The sequence below is a fragment of the Micrococcus lylae genome (assembly GCF_900163825.1).
Lineage (GTDB): Bacteria > Actinomycetota > Actinomycetes > Actinomycetales > Micrococcaceae > Micrococcus > Micrococcus lylae.
Genome location: NZ_FUKP01000016.1, coordinates 1 through 2,232, shown reverse-complemented (window position 1 = coordinate 2,232; position 2,232 = coordinate 1). Strand labels below are relative to the sequence as shown.

Genomic DNA, 2,232 nt, shown 5'->3' with positions numbered 1-2,232 from the left:
TATCGACGCGCCACTTCCCCGAGCCCCCCGTCTACACCCTCGATTGTGAAGAGCCCATTATGTGAGGCGCAGACCGTCCCGGTCAGGCGGTGGACAGAAGAAGACCCCCGCGACGGCGGCAACCGTCTGGGGGGTGTGGACCCCACGAAAGCGCGTGAAGTCATGTCTCAGCCTACCCGCACCCTCCCCGGCATTCTCCAGCCCGTCGCCCGCACCGCCAGATCGGTGGTGCTCACGGTGGCGGGCTTCTTTCTTCTTTCGACCCCGTCTGTCCTTGTAGGGGCGTGCTGACAATGGGCGGCTACTACACGGACGACGCCGCCCGCGTCCTCGCGCAGATCGGCGCGCGCCCCGATACGGACCCCGCTCCCCTCGCGGACACTGGACGCGCCCACCACGGCGACATGTACGCCGAAGTCATGGTCGGCCAGGACGGCACCATTCACGCGCACACACACTGCGACGCCTCCGGTACGTATCGGGTTCACCTGCCCGGCGAGGACGTGCCTGTAGACCTGTGGGCGACTCGTGAGCACCGTGTCATCGGCCCCACGGTCCATGCCCTGTGGCGTACCTTCTCCGGCCAGGGCGTGCCCTAGAGCCTCCGGCCCCGGTACGCGGGGCCGCGCCCTGCCCATCGTCGCAACGCCGGTGGGCGGCACGAGGTCACAGCGTGAGCCTCCAGCATGGAAAGCCTACCGAGCTGCTAATCAACTCAGGCGCAGTGACACCCCTCCCGAATCGTCCGAACCGCCGGGCGAGGGAACTCCAGTCGACGGCGTATCCAGGGCCATAGCAACAGACGCTCCGAAACACGGGGGTCTATTTGCCGTGGGCGAATGTCGCAGAGCGGGGGCGGAGGGTCGACTGGAGTGCGGGACCGGGAGACCTGGGCCCGTAGGGCTCCGCTAGCCCCGTAGGGGCCTGGCGACTACCTCTCTAGTCCAGCCCTGGCAGTAGAACACCACCCGTGTCCCGGAGCCACCAAACGGCCCCAACCCTCCCGCGAGGGGGACGGCCCTTGCAGTATCTACGTATGCTTCTTGGCACTTGGGTATACACGGTGCTCGGGGTCCCACCAGATCACATGAAAGACGTGTTCCCTGAGGAACCCAAAAAGGCGAGTTGAGCCTGTGCAACGCAACCGCGCGATTTCGTCTTCATCGTCGCGCTCCAAATCGCGGAGGCGCGCCAGAGTGTGCGAGGGGAGGCTGGCTAGCGGATACTTCTTCCCCAGCTGAGCGCCGGGCTTGAAAATTTCGCCAATCTCCATTGACTCAAAAGAAGCCATCTTTGAGATCAGCATTGCCATATGCTCGGGGGAAATGGCACTAATGGGCCATTCACCGCCTGTGTCGGCGTCACTGAATCGCCATACAAGATGACGCCGCTGAATCTCTTCATTATCGACGTGCAGTGGCCGGGGAACCTTCCCCTCCTGCGGCCCCTCCGAGATGACTGGAACCTTCTTCGAGGCGGCCTGCCAGCCTCCGGGAGGAACGGGAACCTTGGTGCGCTTGGGGCGCTTGGACGATCGCCGGGCCATTTAGAGCCCGGAGTAGTACTCGTGGATAGCGCCCAGGGTAATCTCGTTGCGGCTCCGCGCGCCCTCGGCAACACCGGCGCGGGCGTCAATCCATGGCTTCTCACGGTGCGTCATGTCGCTAAGCTGCGAAGCAGTGAATTTGCCATACGTTGACAGCACCGCATCAATGGAGGAACGCTCTCCATCATCCAACGCAGACGAATCCCCCGAATCCCATGGGGCATCAAGCATGAACTGTCCACGGTGCTTGGCGTAGAGATCGACAATCACGGGGCCGTTCGCCCAAGCCTGTACCCTCTCGGGGAACAAGGCCCGATCCTCCCATGTCATGTGCCAAGCGAGAGAGTAGTAGCAAAGCTTCTGCAGCTTCATAGCCGTCATCGGCCCGCTTTTCTCCAGGATGTAGGCGGCAACATCCTGGACGGTCGTCGCAGTCGTCATCGGTCTGCTCCCTTCCTGGAGATGCACGCACTGGATGAACTGGCGTGTTATTCGCGTACTCGCACTACAAGCGTATTGCACGATGTCAAATCGACGGCGTGTCACCTTCGCTCCGTTCGTCGAACTGTCAGTCTCATCGGTCATGCAGGGAAGTGGCAGCTATCGTGTTTCCAGCGTCGCTCGCCGCATCCCCCGTTACCTTCTTCGTGGCTCCTGGATCCGTCAGGATCAAGGAGTGCTGACCG

At 62.7% G+C, this 2,232-nt stretch carries 2 protein-coding genes; one reads left to right on the top strand and one right to left on the bottom strand.

Annotated elements, in window-relative coordinates; genetic code table 11:
- Nucleotides 1-284: 284 nt before the first annotated feature.
- Nucleotides 285-599: a hypothetical protein gene (locus FM125_RS02700; protein WP_087133573.1), complete on the top strand. Its 315-nt coding sequence runs from the start codon at nucleotides 285-287 to the stop codon at nucleotides 597-599.
- 947 nt (nucleotides 600-1,546) lie between these two features.
- Here FM125_RS02700 and FM125_RS02695 read toward each other — a convergent pair.
- Nucleotides 1,547-1,987 (bottom strand): Panacea domain-containing protein, encoded by a 441-nt coding sequence (locus tag FM125_RS02695; RefSeq protein ID WP_067192460.1) that lies wholly within the window; start codon nucleotides 1,985-1,987, stop codon nucleotides 1,547-1,549.
- Nucleotides 1,988-2,232 lie beyond the last annotated feature (245 nt).

Bases quoted from the DNA above. Each gene is read 5' to 3' on its own strand.
- FM125_RS02695 (WP_067192460.1), bottom strand. From the start codon at position 1,987: ATGACGACTGCGACGACCGTCCAGGATGTTGCCGCCTACATCCTGGAG.